This window comes from Bradyrhizobium denitrificans (assembly GCF_013179005.1).
In the GTDB taxonomy this organism is placed as follows: Bacteria; Pseudomonadota; Alphaproteobacteria; order Rhizobiales; family Xanthobacteraceae; genus Bradyrhizobium; species Bradyrhizobium denitrificans.
The window spans coordinates 144,129-160,259 of sequence record NZ_JABFDP010000012.1 but is presented as its reverse complement, the minus strand read 5'-3'; the positions used below and the strand labels follow the sequence as shown (position 1 = coordinate 160,259).

Here is a 16,131-nt window from a genome sequence, read left to right as displayed (position 1 = left end):
CGCGCGCTCAATCGACCACCGGCGGACGCGCCAGCTTGTGGTGACGGAGCATGTCGACCAGCGCGCCGAGCCGCTGCTCGCGATAGGCCGCGACGTCCAGGCCGGAATAGTCGAGGAAGCCGGCACCGCTGCGCAGGCCGATGCGGCCCTCGGCCATGTTCTTCTCGATCACTTCGGGTGCGCGGTAGCGGTCGCTGTGCAGCGCTCCTTCGAGATAGCGGCTGGCGTAATAGAGAATGTCGCCGCCACCCCAGTCGATGAATTCGAGCAGGCCGAGCACCGCGAAGCGGAAGCCAAAGCCATAGCGGATCGCCTTGTCGATCTCCTCGGCACTCGCGACGCCTTCGCCGACCATCCGCGCGGCCTCGTTCATCGCGAGCGCCTGAATGCGCGGCACGATGAATCCCGGCGTGGCGGCACAGACCACCGGCACTTTGCCGATCCCCTCGAGCAGCGTCTTCAAGCGTTCAGTGACTTCGGGACCCGTCGCAAGGCCCGGCGAGATCTCCACCAGCGGGATCAGATAGGCCGGATTGAGCCAGTGCGCATTGAGGAAGCGCTCCGGCCGTTCCACGGCGCCCGAGAGATCGTCGACCAGGATGGTCGACGTCGTCGACGCGATGATCACGTCGGATGCGACCGCGCGTGAGGCTGCAGCCAGCACCTCGCGCTTGAGATCGACGATCTCCGGGACGCCCTCGAACACCAGCATCGTGTGCGCCAGGACGCCGTCACGGGTGTCGGCTGGAGCGACGGCGACCTTGCGCATCAGCTTCGCGGCATCCGTGGCCTGCAGCAATCCCAGCCGTGTGAGCGTGGCGAACGTGGCCTCGATCTCGCCGAGCGCCTCGCGCTGCAGCCGCGCGAACTCGTCCGGCGTCCGCTGCTTGATGTCGATCATCGTGACCGGATGGCCGGCATAGGCGAAGGCGACCGCAATGCCGCGGCCCATGCGGCCTGCACCGAGACAGGCAACGTGACCGCGCGGGCTCATGCCGCATATCCTTCAGCCAACAGCGCTTGCAACGCGGCGCGATCGAGACCGCCGAGGCCGAGGCTTGCGAGCGTCCGCCCCATCGCCATGAAGTCCTCGCCGCAGATCGCGCCGCCGATGGCGAGAAAGGCGCGGGCGAGCGGCGTGGGCATGCCGGCCAGTTCGGCGGCCGAGATCAGCAACGACAGGCCGAGCCGCAGATCTTCCCGCATATAGCGGTGCTGCGTGAGCACCAGCTGCTCGCGCCAATCACCGGAATCCGTCAGCCGGTCATGCGAGCCGCGGCCATACATCCAGATCTCGCCCTCCTTGGCATAGTGGTGCGCCAGCGGAAAATGCGGCGCGCCATAACCGAGTGCCTCGCGCACCGCGATCCGTTCGTGATCGAGCGCGTCGGTCACGCGACGGATCGAGGGCTGCGTGCCTTCCTTGTGGATGTCCCAGCGCTCGAAATGTTCGATCGGCCCGGCATTCATCACGATCAGCGGCGGATGAATGATGCACCCCGCATTCATCAGCGCGCCCGACAGCGCGTCGCCGCATGGCTCGATGACGCCGGGAAAGGCGCCGCCGATGATCGCGAGCGCGTGCTCCGCCGTCTTGAGCGGGAACACGCCGACCGGGAGCCGCTTGGCCCGGATCGTGATCGCGACCTCGAACAGGTCGTGCTTGCGCGTCAGCCAAGGCAGGGTGCCGGTCTCGGCGTAGCTGACGACGGACTTGTTGCCAGCATCGCGCGCGGCCGCCGCGAAGATCATGGTGCCGAACGTGGCCGGCGGCAGGAACACGACCTGGCCATCCACGAGGTGCGGCGCGAGCTGGCGCGCAATGTCGGCTTGCGCGAAAGCCGGCGCGGGGCAGAGGATGAGCTCAGCCCCCGCAACGGCCGCGCTGATGTCGGTCGTGACCAGGGCGAGCCTGGCCTCGTGTCGGCCGTTGACGTCCTTGACGATGATCGTCGATCCCGCCGCTCTGTGCTGGGCGACCAGCTCCGCATCACGGCGCCACAGCCGCACCTCGTGACCACCGAGGGCGAAATCGCCTGCGGCCGCAAAGGAGCCATTGCCGCCCCCCAGCACTGCAATCTTCAAGATCGAGTCTCCCTGTCCAAACCGCAACTCGCAGATACGCCTGCCGCCGGAGCGCGTTCGACGCCGGTCTTCCAGCCGGCAGAACCCTCGTCGTCGAACCCGCGACACGCAGGTGGGGGCATCGGACAGTGCGCGCCGAGCAGCAAAGCTGTTCTTAGCAGATGCAGGAACGCTAGCCGGGGAGGCAGGGGAGTCAAGCCGCATCAGGCGCGTTGTTGCAAAAATTTGAAGGTTAAAATAAATTGCGTGGTGAGGCCTGCCACTGACATCGGAGGAGACGCGCGCATGTCCGGACTTCCCCACGCCGCACATGCCGTTGTGACCGGCGGTGGACGCGGCATCGGCCGCGAGATCGCGCGGGCGCTCAAGCAGGCCGGCGCAATTGTCACGATCGTCGGCCGCAACGGCGCGACGCTCGATGAAGCGGTCGGGGCTGGATGTGCCGATCACACGGCGGTCGCCGACGTTGCCGATCAGGCTGCACTGAGTGCAGCGGTTGCCGTGGCTGCGGCACGTCAGCCGATCGACATCCTCGTTGCAAATGCGGGCAGCGCAGAATCAGCGCCATTCCTGAAGTCGGACGCCGCGTTGTTCCGCCGCATGATGGACATCAACTTCATGGGCGTCGTGCATGCCGCGCAGGCGGTGCTGCCCGCCATGAAGAGCAGACCCTACGGCCGCATCGTCGCAGTGGCGTCCACGGCAGGCTTGAAGGGATATCCTTATGTCAGCGCCTACACCGCGGCCAAGCACGCGGTGGTCGGTCTCACGCGCTCGCTGGCGCTGGAATTGGCTGCCACGCGGGTGACCGTGAACGCCGTCTGTCCTGGTTTCACCGACACGGATCTCGTCGCGGAGAGCGTCGACAACATCATGAAGAAGACCGGTCGCAGCCGCGAGCAGGCGATCGCTGAGCTCGCCAAGCACAATCCGCAAGGGCGGCTCATCATGCCGCAGGAAGTCGCCGACGCCGTCGTGTGGCTGTGCGGTGCCGGCGCCGGCGCCATCACAGGGCAGGCGATCGCTGTCGCAGGCGGCGAAGTATGATCGGCAACACCCGACGACAACAGGAAGGAATCAATCATGTCGAAACCGGCCAATCCCGTCACCCTGCCGTTGGCGGACTACCAGCCCCGTCACTTCCTGCTGGCGGTGAAGGACCGCGTCGCGACGGTCACGTTGAACCGGCCCGAGCGCAAGAATCCGCTGACATTCGACAGCTATCGTGAGCTGACCGACTTCTTCCGCGCCTGCGCCTTCGATGACGACGTCAAGGCCGTGGTCGTCACCGGTGCAGGCGGCAATTTCTCCTCCGGTGGCGACGTGTTCGAGATCATCGGGCCGTTGGTGAAGATGGATACCAAGGGCCTGACGGCCTTCACCCGGATGACCGGCGATCTCGTCAAGGCGATGCGCGCCTGTCCGCAGCCTGTCCTCGCCGCCGTCGAGGGCATCTGCGCCGGCGCCGGGGCAATCGTCGCGATGGCCTCCGATATCCGGCTCGCCGCGACCGGCGCCAAGGTGGCGTTCCTGTTCAACAAGGTCGGTCTCGCCGGCTGCGACATGGGGGCCTGCGCGATCCTGCCGCGCATCATCGGACAGTCCCGCGCCTCGGAGCTGCTTTATACCGGCCGCTTCATGAGCGCCGAGGAAGGCGAGCGCTGGGGCTTCTTCAGCCGCATCGTCGCGCCAGGCGATGTGCTGGCGCAGACGGTCACCTTGGCGACCGAGATTGCGAACGGCCCGACCTTCGCCAACACGATGACCAAGCGCATGCTGGCGATGGAATGGGCGATGTCGGTGGAGGAGGCGATCGAGGCCGAGGCAGTTGCCCAGGCCTTGTGCATGACCACCGAGGATTTCACGCGCGCCTTCGAGGCTTTCGCCGCCAAATCCAAGCCGGTGTTTCAGGGGAATTGACCGGGCAAGGAACCGGAGGGGCTTGCCAGGAGATATTTTAGGGTTAAAATAATTTCATTGGCTCGGCTCTCGTGCGGAGGCGTTCATGAAGATCGCGATCATCGGTGGCGGACCCGCGGGTCTCTATGCGGCAATCTTGCTCAAGAAGCAGCGGCCGAGCGCCGACATCGCGGTCTACGAACGCAACCGCCCCGACGATACGTTCGGCTTCGGCGTGGTGTTTTCCGACGCTACGCTCGACAATTTCGAGAAATACGACCTGCCGAGCTACCAGCGCATCACCCAGGAGTTCGCCTATTGGGACGATATCGCGGTGCACTTCCGCGGCACGGTGCACCGGGTCGGGGGCAACGGGTTCTGTGGCTGCTCGCGCCGCACGCTGCTGATGATCCTGCAGGAACGGGCTCGTGAACTTGGCGTCACCCTGCAATTCGAGGTCGACATCGACAGCGAGGCGCTGTTTGCGGGTGCCGATCTGATTCTGCTCTCCGACGGCATCAACAGCCGCTTTCGCGAGAAGCACGTCGAGCATTTCCAGCCCGAGGTCGACCTGCGCGCCAACAAGTTTGCCTGGATGGGATCGACCAAGCCGCTCGACGCCTTCACCTTCATCTTCCAGGAGACCGAATGGGGGCCGTTCATCGCGCACGCCTATCAGTATGAGGCGGGGCATTCGACCTGGATCTTCGAGACGGATCCGGCGACATTCGAGCGGGCCGGCCTCACCGGCTTGGACGAGCGGCAATCCGCGGATCGTATGAAGGAGATCTTCGGCTGGTTCCTCGGCGATCATCCGCTGCTGATCAACCGCTCGATGTGGCGAAACTTCCCGATGATCCGCAACAAGCGCTGGGTCAAGGACAACATGGTCCTGCTCGGCGATGCCAAGTCGACGGCACATTTCTCGATCGGCTCGGGGACCAAGCTGGCGATGGAGGACGCGATCGCGCTCGCCGATGCGATGGCGCGCGCGCCCAGCATCGCTGCCGCGCTCGAGCTTTACGAGAATGGCCGTCGCGAGGAAGTCGAGAAGATCCAGCACGCCGCGGACGTCTCGCTGGTGTGGTTCGAGCATGTCGATCGCTTCTGGGACTTCGATCCGGTGCAGTTCGCGTTTGGCGTGATGACGCGCTCGAAGGCCATCACCTACGACAATCTGACGCTGCGGGCGCCGGACTTCGTCGCCGAGGTCGACAAAGCCTTTGCGCGGCAGGTTCGTGCCAAGGGCTTTGACGTCGATGTCGACAAGCCGGTCGCGCCGATGTTCCAGCCGCTCAAGCTGCGCGAGATGACGGTGGCCAATCGCGCGGTGCTGTCGCCGATGTGCATGTACTCGGCCGAGGAAGGCATTCCCGGCGATTTTCACCTCGTGCATTACGGCTCGCGCGCGATCGGCGGCGCCGGCCTGCTGTTCACCGAAATGACCTGCGTCAGCCGCGATGCGCGTATCACGCCCGGCTGCGCCGGTCTGTGGAACGACGCGCAGGAGGCGGCCTGGACGCGCATCGTCGATTTCGTCCACGCCAACTCGCAAGCCAAGTTCGCGCTGCAGCTCGGCCATGCCGGCCGCAAGGGCGCGACCAAGCTGATGTGGGACGGCATGGACCGTCCGCTGGAGCAGGGCGGCTGGGAGGTCGTGTCGGCGTCGCCCTTGCCATATTTCCCCGATAGCCAGGTGCCGCGCGAGCTCGACCGCGCGTCGATGGATGCGATCAAGGCCGACTTTGTCGCCGCGGCCGAGCGTGGCCACGCTTGCGGCTTCGACATGCTCGAGCTGCATTGCGCCCACGGCTATCTGCTCGCGAGCTTCATCTCGCCGCTGACCAACAGGCGCACCGACGACTATGGCGGCTCGCTGGAGAACCGCTTGCGCTTTCCGCTGGAGGTGTTCGCGGCGATGCGCGCGGCGTGGCCGGCGCACAAGCCGATGTCGGTGCGCATCTCCGCCACCGACTGGGCCGAGGGCGGGATCACCGGAGACGACGCGGTGCTGATCGCCCGCGCGTTCGGCGAGGCAGGCGTCGATCTCGTCGACGTTTCGACGGGGCAGACCGTGCGCGAGGCGAAGCCGATCTACGGCCGCATGTTCCAGACGCCGTTCTCCGATCAGGTTCGCAACGAGGCGCATGTCGCGACCATGTGCGTGGGTAACATCACCTCGGCCGATCAGGTCAACACCATCCTCGCCGCCGGCCGCGCCGATCTCGTCGCGCTCGGCCGCCCGCATCTGGTCGACCCCGCTTTCACGATGAAGGCCGCCGCCTGGTATGGCGCTGACATGTTCTGCCCGCCGCAATATCTGCCGGGCAAGGAGCAGATTTTTCGCAACAGCGTGCGCGACCGGCTGGATTTCGAGGAGCTGAAGATTAAGGCTAAGCCGAAAACGCGGGCGGAGCTGCGGGCCGAGGCTGCGAAGCCGCTTGCGGCGGAGTAAGCCTCCATGCGACGCTGCTGCCCCATGCGTTCCGTGCGAGTGGAGTAGAGAGCGATGAAGGCGATCATCGTTGGCGGCGGTATCGGTGGACTGACCACGGCCCTGATGCTGCGGGCGCGTGGCATCGACTGCGAGCTGTTCGAGCAGGCGGATGCGATCCGCGAGCTTGGCGTGGGCATCAACACCCTGCCGCATGCCATTCGCGAGCTGGCCCAACTCGGGCTGCTCGACCGGCTCGATGAGGTCGCGATCCGGACCTATGAGCTGTTTTATCTGACCCGGCGCGGCCAGGAGGTCTGGCACGAGACCCGCGGCGTCGAGGCCGGCCACGACGTGCCGCAATTCTCGATCCATCGCGGCCGGCTGCAGAGCGTGATCCATCAGGCGGTGATGCAGCGGCTTGGGCCGGACAAGGTGCACACCGGCTGCCGGCTCGGCGCGTTCACGCAGGACGAGGGCGGGGTCACCGCCTATTTCTTCGACCGCAGCGGCGCCCATGTCCACACCGTCCGTGGCGACGTGCTGATCGGCGCCGACGGCATTCATTCCAAGGTCCGGCAGACGCTGTTCCCCAATGAGGGCGCGCCGTGCTGGAACGGCCTGATGCTGTGGCGTGGCGCCACCGACTGGCCGGTGTTCCTGACCGGCCGCTCGATGATCATTGCCGGCGGCCTCAACGCCAAGGCGGTGATCTATCCGATCGCCGAGGGCTCGAGCCCCGCGACCCGCCTCACCAACTGGGCCGTGCTGGTGCGCATCGGCGATGCCAATACCACCCCGCCACGGCGCGAGGATTGGTCGCGGCTCGGCAAGGCCGACGAACTGATGCCGCATGTCAACGGCTTCTCCATTCCCCAGGTCGACTTCGCCGCGATGGTGCGGGCGACGCCGGAGTTCTGGGAATACCCATGCTGCGACCGCGACCCGCTGCCCTATTGGTCGAGCGGCCGCGTCACGCTGCTGGGCGACGCTGCGCATCCGATGTATCCGGTCGGCTCCAACGGCGCCTCGCAGGCGATTCTCGATGCCCGCGCGCTCGCCGATGCCTTGGCCCGCTCCGAGCATCCGCGCCAGGCGCTGATGGCCTATGAGCAGAAGCGGCTGCCGATGACGGCCGACATCGTGGCATCCAACCGCCGTGGCGGGCCGGAAGGCGTCATCGACGCGGTCGAGCAACTCGCGCCGCAGGGCTTCACCGACATCAACACGATCCTCAACTACGAGGCCCGTGAGGCCATTGTGCGCGGCTATGCGAGCCGGGCCGGCTTTGCTGCGCGGATGGTGACGCGGCAGGCGTCGTAGCCGGGCCCATATACAACACCGTCGTTGGGGCTGCCCCTTGCCCCGCCCCTCTCCCCGTAAGGACGGGGAGAGGGAGTGCACCGCATTCTCAGCGACAGTTCGGAAATCAACGCCTTGGCCGAACTAAGCTCCCGGAGGTGGCGGCAGGAAGTGGATGTTGTGCTCGGCGGCGAGCTTGACCACATCGTCCGGGTTCTGTTCGCGCATGTTGTGGATCGCCCAGAACAGCTCGTAGAGCCGTCGCGTCGGCGACACCCAGAACAGCGTCTTCGCGGTCTGCTGCGACTTGTTGAAAATGCCGTGCGGCTTGCCCATCGGCAGCCGCACCGTGTCGCCGGCGGTCGCATATTCCTCGGCGCCGTCGAGGAAGAAATCGAGCCGGCCTTCGAGGATGTAGAGGTACTCATCCTGGTCGGGATGGATGTGCGGCGGCACGAAGGTGCCGACCGGGAAGGTTGCGTGCCAGGAGAAGCTGTGCTCGGTGCGGTTCTTCGGCACATAGATCTGGCCGAGGATGTTCCAGGAGATGCCCTGGATGCCCTCATTGGCGCGGGTAATGCCGGCGATTTCCGGATGATTCATGGTGGTTTCGCTCCCTGTTGTTACTTGGCCGCGCAGTCCTTGGCGTAGCGGTCGGCGTAGTTCTCGAACACCTTCTGTACGATCTCGGTCTGGAACTTGCCGTCAGGACGCTTGGCGACCTTGGTCAGATAGAAGTCCTGGATCGGATAGCCATTGGTGTTGAACTTGAAGCTGCCGCGCAGCGAGGTGAAGTCGGCCTTCTTCAGTGCCGCCGCCACCGCGTCCTTGTTGGCGAGGTCGCCGCCGACCGCCTTCACGGCGCTCTCGATCAGCAGCGCCGCATCATAGGCCTGCATCGCGTAGGTTCCCGGCACGCTGTTGTAGGCGGCTTCATAGCCGGCGACGAACTTCTTGCTCTGCGGATTGTCGAGATTGGGAGCCCAGTCGGCGCCGCCGAACATGCCCACTGCCGCATCCTGCTGCGCGGGCAGCGTGGATTCGTCGACCGTGAAGGCCGACAGCACCGGAATGGTGTCCGCAAGGCCAGCCTGCTTGAACTGCTTGACCAGGTTCACGCCCATGCCGCCCGGCATGAAGGTGAACACCGCGTCCGGCTTCTGCGAGGAGATCTTGGAGAGCTCGGGCTGGAAGTCGAGCGTGTTGAGCGGGACATAGGATTCCTCGACGATCTCGCCCTTGTAGTCGAGCTTGAAGCCGGCGACGGAATCGCGCCCGGCCTGATAGTTCGGCACCAGCAGATACATCCGCTTGTAGCCGCGGTCCTGCGCGACCTTGCCGAGGATCGCATGGACCTGGTCGTTCTGATACGACGTGACGTAGAAGAACGGGCTGCACTCCTTGCCGGCATAGGAGGAGGGGCCGGCATTCGGGCTGATCAGGAAGGTCTTGTTCTCGGTGACCGGCCGGTGGATCGCCTGCAGCATGTTGGAGAAGATCGGGCCGACGACGAAGTCGACCTTGTCGCGCTCGAGCAGGCCCTTGACCTTGGTGATCGCGGCGTCCGGCTTGAGCTCGTCATCGGCGACGATCACTTCGACGTCCTTGCCGCCCATCTTGCCGCCGAGGTCCTTGATCGCGAGATTGAAGCCGTCGCGGACTTGGCCGCCAAGCGCGGCTGCCGGTCCGGACAGGGTGACGATGACGCCGATCTTGATCTTGTCGGCGGCCAGCGCCGGCTGCGCCAACAGGCTCGCGGCCAGGCCCAGCCCCGCCAGCTTCGAACTCACTTTCATGACAACTCCCCCGGATTCTGAAATTCAGGACGATGCGTTGTGCACCTGACCAGACGGCAAGTCCGGCTCAAGCCTAGTCTGATGCCGCCCCCGGCCGCAAGCGAGCTGCTCGTGCTGCGGGGTGGTTCAGGCGCGCATGCAAGCGCCGCGCCAATTGCTTGAAGGTTAAAGGAATTGTCGTGCCTCGCGCGGTGCCGTGGCGATGGTACGTTTTTCCTTGCTCCGGGAAGGCCCGAAAGGTCAAACTCCCAAGTCTCGCCCGTTTGGGCTGAACGTCCGCATGTGATTCCGTCATGACTCTTGATTCCGAGACTAAGGCCGTCGAGCTGCCCGAGGACCATGCCGAGGAGTTGCGGCTGTGGCTGCGGCTCCTCACCTGCACCACGCTGATCGAGGGTGAGATCCGCACCCGGCTGCGCGAGCGTTTCGACGTCACGCTGCCGCGGTTCGACCTGATGGCTCAGCTCGACAAGGCCCCTGACGGCATGACCTTGTCGGACGTCTCCAAGCGCATGATGGTGTCGAACGGCAATGTGACCGGGCTGGTCGAGCGCCTGGTCGATTCCGGTCATCTCGATCGCCGGACCTCCGAGACCGACCGGCGCGTCCAGGTGATCCGGCTGACCAAGCTCGGCCGCGCGGAATTCCGCAAGATGGCGGCCGAGCATGAAACCTGGATCGCCGATCTGTTCAGCGAGCTGACGCCCAAGGATGTGCGTGAGCTGATGCGCCTGCTCGCCAAGACCAAGGGATCGGCGCAGAACGCCGTGCAGCGCCGGCAGACTTGAGGCTCGGGCAGCGCTGTTGCTTGGCCGCGCCGCCGCGCCGGGCGGCAAACGCTCAAACAATTTGCGGGCAGTGCACAATCTTCAACTCTCCTCCGCTCTTGCGTCCAAATGTTTTAAGTCTAAAATGTTTAGGACTGAAACGTGCCGGGTGTCCTTTCCTTCAGACAGGAGCGTGAGATGGCCTCTGCCGCCAGTGCTCAGATCCACGACGAGGCTCAACTTCCGGACGGAACGAAGGCGCATAGCGCCCACGTCGACACGTTCGCGCAGGACCATCTGCCGCCGCGCGAGCTGTGGCCCGACTTCGTTTTCAGCCGGCCGGAATACCAGTATCCGCCGCGCCTGAACTGCGTGACCCATTTCGTCGACCGCTGGGTCGAGGAGGGGCGGGGCGACGCGCCATGCATCATCAGCGCGGAGGTGAGCTACACCTATCGCGAGCTTCAGGCGCTGGTGAACAGGATCGCCAACGTGCTCGTCGGCAGGCTCGGCCTCGTGCCCGGCGGCCGCGTGCTGCTGCGCTCTGCCAACAATCCGATGATGGTGGCGACCTATCTCGCCGTCATCAAGGCGGGTGGGATCGTCGTCGCCACCATGCCCCTGCTGCGTGCGAAAGAGCTGTCCTACCCGATCCAGAAGGCGCAGATCGCCCTGGCGCTTTGCGACGGCAAACTTTCGGATGAGATGGAAAAGACCCGCGCGGTCGCGCCCGCGCTGCAAAAGGTGGTGTATTGGGGCAGCGGCCAGCCCGATGGCTTGGAGGCCTTGATCGCGGATGCCAGCCCCGACTTCAAGGCGGTCGATACGGCCTCCGACGATCTCTGCCTGATCGCCTTCACCTCGGGGACGACTGGTGATCCCAAGGGCACCATGCATTTCCACCGCGACATGCTCGCGGTGTGCGATGGCTATGCCCGCAACGTGCTGCGTGCCAACCAGAGCGACCGCTTCATCGGCACGGCGCCGCTGGCTTTCACCTTCGGCTTCGGCGGCGTGCTGTTTCCGATGCATATCGGCGCATCCTATGTCGTGCTCGAAAAGACCTCGCCCGACGATCTCCTCGCCGCCATTGAGCGCTACAAGGCCACGATCTGCTTCACGGCGCCCACGGCCTATCGGGCCATGCTCGCCAAGCTTGCGGGGCGCGACATCTCCTCGCTGCGCAAATGCGTCTCGGCCGGCGAGACGCTGCCAAAGCCGACCTTCGACGCCTGGCTCAAGGCCACCGGGCTGAAGCTGATGGATGGCATCGGCTCGACCGAAATGCTGCACATCTTCATCAGCGCCGTCGAGGACGAGATCCGGCCCGGGGCGACCGGCAAGCCGGTGCCGGGTTATGAGGCGAAGATCGTCGATGACGAGGGCCGTGACGTGCCGCCGGGGACGATGGGACGCCTCGCGGTGCGCGGGCCGACCGGCTGCCGCTATCTCGCCGACGAGCGCCAGCGCAAATACGTCCAGAACGGCTGGAACGTCACCGGCGACACCTATGTCATGGATGACGACGGCTACTTCTGGTACCAGTCGCGGTCGGATGACATGATCGTCTCGTCCGGCTACAACATCGCCGGCACGGACGTCGAGGCGGCGCTGCTGACCCACCCGTCGGTGGCCGAATGCGGAGTGGTCGGTGCGCCGGACGAGGCCCGCGGCATGATCGTGAAAGCCTATGTCGTGCTGGCGCCGGGCGTGGCGGGCACCCCCGCGCTGGTCGCCGAGCTTCAGGAGCATGTGAAACGCGAGATCGCGCCCTACAAATATCCGCGGGCGATCGAATTCGTGACGCAGTTGCCGAAGACCGAGACCGGCAAGCTCAAGCGGTTTGCCTTGCGGCAGATTGCGCAAGCCGCAACCTCGCCGTCGTCCGGCACTGCCGCGTAGGATAGACAAGGAGAGACGTTTGTGAGCACGACCAAAGCGCCCATCGCGGCCGTGGCGAGGCAGGACGAAAGCGAGGGTCTGCGCGTGCTGCAGCCGGGCGGCTGGCCGATGCCGAAAGGCTACGCCAACGGCATCAGCGCCGAGGGCCGGATCGTGGTCACGGGCGGCGTGATCGGCTGGGACGAACACGAGAAGCTCGCCGACGGCTTCCTGGCGCAGGTGCGCCAGACGCTGCAGAACATCGCGGCCATCCTGGCCGAAGGCCAGGCGCGGCCCGAGCATCTCGTTCGGCTGACCTGGTACGTGGTCGACATGGATGAGTATCTCGGCAATCTGAAGGAACTCGGCAGGATCTATCGCGAGATCTTCGGCAGCCACTATCCGGCGATGGCACTGGTGCAGGTGGTGCGGCTGGTCGAGAAGGCGGCGCGTGTCGAGATCGAGGCCACCGCGGTGGTGCCGCGCTGAGCGTGGGATCCGAACGCGAAGGCTGGCTGAGATCTCAGGATGTGACATCGCGTTCTCGCGGCGCCGCTGCGTCCGAGCCTTGCTGATCGATCACCCCCGGCAAGATCGAGGGCGCAGGAAAGGCCGGGTGTCCACCACACCCGCGGCCCCCGTGCGATCAAAAATGCACGGGGCAGGAACCACAGGTGGGCCGAACATTCCGGCCTTCCCTGCGCGATGGTTTGACGGCTTATACGTGGTCTCCCTGGTGCGCCGGGCTTGTTGGTCACCATTGCGCGCGCCATGCGCATGCATGGCTGCGCGCGTGACACCAGCATCGGGGTGTCAGGACATCACGACTTCACCGTACGCCACAGCACCACTCGTCCGCGCAACAAGCGCATGATGCAACGGCGTCCACCGCAGCCTGCCTCACGTCACGTGACGACGCGTACGCCCCTTTCGTCGAGCCAGGTTGGGCGCAACCATCGTCGAGATTTGCCCGACGGTACAAGGCCTGATTGCTGCGACATGGTAACGCGACGGGCAATCACACAGGGATCACAGTTCTCGCGCCGTGCGCGGTCACGGACCGCACAAATGTGGACGGGTGACGCGCTTGCTGCCGAAGGAAGGGCTTAGGATGGCCATGTCGCAGACACGAACCTGTTCGAGCGTGGCGGCGCAGTGGCGATGAGAGCAGGGGGCCTAGGTGGACTGGAAACTATTCCTCACAACGGCGCTGGCGGCCGGCATCGGCGCTGCCGCCGGCGCATTCGCGTTGGTGAGTGCCGGTGGCGGCGGCATCGAGCATCAGGCCGACGCCAAGATGCTGGAGATCGGCGTCGCTATCCTGCGCGAGCCGGCGCGGGTCGATGATGATCCGATGCGGTCATGGGCGGTGAAAGTGGTGGAGAAGAAGTCGGGTGTGAGCTTCACCGATCAGCAGCGCGCGGCGTTGTTGAAGCGGGCGGCGGGGGGACGGTAGCGCGGCGGGACGATAAGAGCGGACTACGCGCTGCTCCATCGCTATTGCGGCGAGCCCGAGGACAGGCTCCGCGACGACGCAGTTCAGATTCTTTGCTTCGGCCCTGGATTGCGGCGCTGCGCTCGCAATGACGGGGTGAGAGCGGGGGCTTACTGATAGGCCGAGACGATGTCGCTGACGGCACGCTCGAGCTGTTGCGCGGTGGCGCAGGGTCGGACGACGTTGCAGAAGGTCTGGTAGCGCGGCATTTCGGAGTCGCCCCAGCCCCAGGTCATGCGGCCCTCGGGATTGAGCCAGACCACGCGCTTGGCGCGTTCGGCGATGGCTTTCAGGATGTCGGCGCGCGGGTCGAGCTTGTTGCTGCGGGCGTCGCCGAGCACGATCACGGTGGTCTGCGGGGTCACCGCGGCCATGAACTGTTTCTCGAAATCCACCAGCGAGGAGCCATAGTCGGACGAGCCGAAGCCGACCTTGTGCATGATCTCGGCCATCGCCTCCTCGGCGGATTTCTGCTCCAGGATCTCGCTGACCTCGATCAGGTGGCCGGAGAAGGCAAAGGAGCGGACGTCGCTGACGACGTCGTGCAGGCTGTGGATCAAGAGCAGGAAGAAGTCGGACACGCGAGCGACCGAGCCGGAGACGTCGCACAGCGCCACGATCTTCGGGCGATCGCGATGCCGGCGTTTCCACGCGGTGAGGAAGGGCACGCTGCCCCAGGCTGCGTTGCGGCGCAGCGTGCGGCGGACGTCGAGATGGCCGCGGCGCTGGCGCTTGCGCGGCTTGCTGTAGCGCTCGCGCAGCCGGCGGGCGATCTGCCGGATCAGCGCCCGCATCTCCGCGACCTGGCGCGGCTCGATGCGCGACAGCTGCGCGTTGCGCAGGATCTCGTGACGCAGGTTCTCGGTTTCCTCGCGGCCGTACAAAGCGAGCGCTTGCGCGACCGCATCGCGCACGGTGTCGCGCAGGCCGTCGAGCGCGGCCTGCAGCCGCTCGGCCTGGGCCGGGTTGCTGTCGTTTAGCGCATCCAGATCGTCGCGCAGCCGCTGGATGCCCATCGTTTCCAGCATGCGGCTCGAGAACAAGCCGCGCTGGGTGAAATAGCGGATCTCGGACAGGCCGACGGCGCTGGAGGCGTTGGCGATGGCGGCCGAGATGTCGGCGCTGTTCTGCGCCAGCAGCATCTGGGCGAGAGGGCCGAGCTCGGCATTCGCTTCGTCTTGGACCGACTGGTCTGATGGCTGCGCTGTCTGGGCCTCGCTGGACGCCGCGTCCTGCTGCGCCTCGTCGTCCTTGGCCTCGGGCTGCGCCGGGTCGACATGGGCGAAGAACAGGTCGAAGCAGGCGCCGAGCGCCTTCTTCTCGTCCTCGCTCTTGGCCAAGGTCAGCAGCAGGCTGTCACGCAGCACCGTGCGGTCGGACAGGCCGATGCTTGCGACCGCGCGCATGGCGTCGATGCTCTCCGCCGGCGAGACATGTACGCCGGCGCCGCGCGCCGCCCGGAAGAACCGATGCAGGTTCTCCTGCATGGTACCTACCCGAAGATGTTCTGGCGCTGCGCCTTGGCGACGAAGGTCGTCACCTGGGGCAGCGCCACCTCAATGTCGGACTCGTATTTCAAGAGCACGTTGAGCGTGTCCTTCACCAGGTCATGGCCGAGCTCGGCCGCCTGCAACAGCACCAGCACCCGCGCCCAGTCGATCGTCTCGCTGACCGAGGGCTGCTTCTTCAGGTCGAGCGAGCGGATGTCGTGGATGAAGGCTACGAGCTGGCGGCGCAGCGTCTGCGAGATGCCAGGCACGCGGCTCTCGACGATGCGCTCCTCCAGCCGCTGCTCGGGGAAGCCGATATGCAGATGCAGGCAGCGCCGCTTCAGCGCGTCGCCGAGATTGCGTTCGGAATTGGAGGTGAGGATCACGGTCGGCGGCCTGGCGGCGGCGATGCTGCCGAGCTCGGGGATGGTGACCTGGAAGTCGGAGAGGATTTCCAGCAGCAGCGATTCGAACTCGGCGTCGGACTTGTCGATCTCATCGATGAGGAGCACGCAGCCCTCGGGCTCGAGCAGGGCCTGAAGCAGCGGCCGCGGCTCGACGAACTCCTTGGAGAAGAACACGTCGCCGAAATCATGCAGCTGGCTGAGCGCCGCATGCAGGGTCTGGGCGCCACCGAGCACCTCGCCGAGTTTGTCCTTCAGGATCTGGGTGTAGAGCAGCTGCTTGGCGTATTTCCACTCGTACAGCGCCTTGGCCTCGTCGAGCCCCTCGTAGCATTGCAGCCGGATCATCTTCAGGCCGCGCCAGGCGGCGATCGCCTTGGCGAGCTCAGTCTTGCCGACGCCGGCCGGGCCTTCGACCAGGATCGGCTTGTCGATCGCCTGCGACAGGTAGACCGCGGTGGCGATCTGGCGGCTGGCGATATAGCCCTGCGCGGCGAGGCCGGCTTCGACGGCCGCGATCGCGGCGATGGCTGAAGAGGGGGCCGGGGAAGCAGCCACTGACGAAACTCCGTTCCTGC

Annotated in this window: 14 protein-coding genes; 8 read left to right on the top strand and 6 right to left on the bottom strand. The window is 65.6% G+C overall.

The features are described 5' to 3' along the window. Window positions 1–7 precede the first annotated feature (7 nt). Both HL671_RS15125 and HL671_RS15120 read right to left on the bottom strand, forming a co-directional pair. Window positions 8–952, bottom strand: coding sequence for a 3-hydroxybutyryl-CoA dehydrogenase (locus tag HL671_RS15125; RefSeq protein WP_012042843.1), 945 nt, complete (start codon window positions 950–952; stop codon window positions 8–10). Between the two features lie 38 nt (window positions 953–990). Next, window positions 991–2,085, bottom strand: coding sequence for an NAD/NADP-dependent octopine/nopaline dehydrogenase family protein (locus HL671_RS15120; protein WP_172236852.1), 1,095 nt, complete (start codon window positions 2,083–2,085; stop codon window positions 991–993). A gap of 285 nt (window positions 2,086–2,370) precedes the next feature. Here HL671_RS15120 and HL671_RS15115 point away from each other — a divergent pair, with 285 nt between their 5' ends. From HL671_RS15115 to HL671_RS15100, 4 genes are all read left to right on the top strand, one after another. Continuing rightward, window positions 2,371–3,132: an SDR family NAD(P)-dependent oxidoreductase gene (locus HL671_RS15115; RefSeq protein ID WP_172236851.1), complete on the top strand. Its 762-nt coding sequence runs from the start codon at window positions 2,371–2,373 to the stop codon at window positions 3,130–3,132. Window positions 3,133–3,168: 36 nt separating this feature from the next. After that, a complete protein-coding gene (locus tag HL671_RS15110) occupies window positions 3,169–4,005 on the top strand; it encodes an enoyl-CoA hydratase family protein (RefSeq protein ID WP_172236850.1) in 837 nt (278 codons plus the stop codon). Between the two features lie 85 nt (window positions 4,006–4,090). Next, a complete protein-coding gene (locus tag HL671_RS15105; RefSeq protein ID WP_172236849.1) occupies window positions 4,091–6,439 on the top strand; it encodes a bifunctional salicylyl-CoA 5-hydroxylase/oxidoreductase in 2,349 nt (782 codons plus the stop codon). A 54-nt stretch (window positions 6,440–6,493) separates the two neighbouring features. Continuing rightward, window positions 6,494–7,741 carry a flavin-dependent oxidoreductase gene (locus HL671_RS15100; RefSeq protein ID WP_012042848.1) on the top strand — a complete coding sequence of 416 codons (1,248 nt, stop codon included), beginning with the start codon at window positions 6,494–6,496 and terminating at the stop codon, window positions 7,739–7,741. A gap of 123 nt (window positions 7,742–7,864) precedes the next feature. Here HL671_RS15100 and HL671_RS15095 read toward each other — a convergent pair whose 3' ends face one another. Next, the gene (locus HL671_RS15095; protein WP_012042849.1) at window positions 7,865–8,323 is read right to left on the bottom strand and encodes a cupin domain-containing protein; all 459 of its coding nucleotides are present in this window, start codon (window positions 8,321–8,323) and stop codon (window positions 7,865–7,867) included. Window positions 8,324–8,343: 20 nt separating this feature from the next. Then, window positions 8,344–9,516, bottom strand: coding sequence for an ABC transporter substrate-binding protein (locus HL671_RS15090; protein WP_172236848.1), 1,173 nt, complete (start codon window positions 9,514–9,516; stop codon window positions 8,344–8,346). A gap of 293 nt (window positions 9,517–9,809) precedes the next feature. Between HL671_RS15090 and HL671_RS15085 the strand changes: the two genes are divergently transcribed. From HL671_RS15085 to HL671_RS15070, 4 genes are all read left to right on the top strand, one after another. After that, window positions 9,810–10,304 (top strand): MarR family winged helix-turn-helix transcriptional regulator, encoded by a 495-nt coding sequence (locus HL671_RS15085; RefSeq protein WP_012042851.1) that lies wholly within the window; start codon window positions 9,810–9,812, stop codon window positions 10,302–10,304. 177 nt (window positions 10,305–10,481) lie between these two features. Beyond that, the gene (locus HL671_RS15080) at window positions 10,482–12,185 is read left to right on the top strand and encodes a benzoate-CoA ligase family protein (RefSeq protein ID WP_172236847.1); all 1,704 of its coding nucleotides are present in this window, start codon (window positions 10,482–10,484) and stop codon (window positions 12,183–12,185) included. Between the two features lie 21 nt (window positions 12,186–12,206). Then, complete coding sequence (locus HL671_RS15075) at window positions 12,207–12,653, top strand: RidA family protein (protein WP_012042853.1); 447 nt, start codon at window positions 12,207–12,209, stop codon at window positions 12,651–12,653. A gap of 691 nt (window positions 12,654–13,344) precedes the next feature. Next, on the top strand, window positions 13,345–13,620 hold the full coding sequence (locus tag HL671_RS15070; protein ID WP_172236846.1) for a hypothetical protein: 276 nt from the start codon (window positions 13,345–13,347) through the stop codon (window positions 13,618–13,620). Window positions 13,621–13,769: 149 nt separating this feature from the next. Here HL671_RS15070 and HL671_RS15065 read toward each other — a convergent pair whose 3' ends face one another. Together HL671_RS15065 and HL671_RS15060 are read right to left on the bottom strand one after the other, a co-directional pair. After that, window positions 13,770–15,146 (bottom strand): vWA domain-containing protein, encoded by a 1,377-nt coding sequence (locus HL671_RS15065; RefSeq protein ID WP_172236845.1) that lies wholly within the window; start codon window positions 15,144–15,146, stop codon window positions 13,770–13,772. A 5-nt stretch (window positions 15,147–15,151) separates the two neighbouring features. Beyond that, complete coding sequence (locus tag HL671_RS15060; protein WP_172236844.1) at window positions 15,152–16,111, bottom strand: AAA family ATPase; 960 nt, start codon at window positions 16,109–16,111, stop codon at window positions 15,152–15,154. Window positions 16,112–16,131 lie beyond the last annotated feature (20 nt).